Annotated in this window: 1 pseudogene; it reads left to right on the forward strand. The window is 59.2% G+C overall.

Features of this window, described 5'->3' with window-relative positions:
- The first annotated feature begins 76 nt into the window (after positions 1-76).
- A pseudogene (locus A8G00_RS03915) lies at positions 77-837 on the forward strand (IS5 family transposase).
- The last annotated feature ends 15 nt before the right edge of the window (positions 838-852 follow it).

Genomic DNA, 852 nt, shown 5'->3' on the forward strand with positions numbered 1-852 from the left:
TAGGGCGTGAACTCATAATTTGAGTTGAGCTCTCCGCCTTCGCATGATTCAGGCGCTCTTTGAGAATGGAGGGCGTATGGCGCGGCGGCGGTATGAACTAACGGACAAGGAATGGCTGATCATCGAGCCGTTGCTGCCCAACAAGCCGCGTGGTGTTCCGCGGGTAGATGATCGGCGAGTGCTAAATGGCATTCTCTGGCGCTTCCGTTCCGGTGCGCCCTGGGCCGAGATCCCAGAGCGCTATGGTCCATCGACGACGTGCTACAACCGGTTCGTTCGTTGGCGAAAAGCCGGCGTGTGGGACCGTCTGTTGACGGCGGTTTCCGCCGGCTTCAACGGCGAACTGGTGATGATCGATTCCACCTGCATGCGCGTCCACCAGCACGGTGCGACGGGGAAAAAGGGGGGTCTGGAGATCATGGCATGGGACGTTCCCGGGGCGGCCTTACGACCAAGCTCCACGCTCTTGTCGACGCTGATGGACGTCCTGTCAGCTTGCGACTGACGGGTGGGCAGGTCCACGATGCGTGCGAAGCCGAAGCCCTAATCGAAGCTATTCCCGAGGGCGCCACTTTGCTCGGCGACAAAGGTTATGACAGCACCGCAATACGCCAGGCTGCGGCAGCCAGGAACATCTGGGCCAACATTCCCAATCGCTACAATCGCAAGCAGCGCTTCGGCTTCTCGTCCTGGCTCTACCGCCAGCGCAATCTCGTCGAGCGCTTCTTTAATCGGATCAAGCAGTTCCGGGGCATAGCCACTCGATATGATAAGGATGCTGCCAACTATCTGGCGGCGATCAAGCTCATCTGCACACGCCTCTGGTGCAATGCATAATGAGTCTGCGCCCTA

This window comes from Sphingobium sp. SA916 (genome assembly GCF_002894065.1).
GTDB classification, from domain to species: domain Bacteria; phylum Pseudomonadota; class Alphaproteobacteria; order Sphingomonadales; family Sphingomonadaceae; genus Sphingobium; species Sphingobium fuliginis.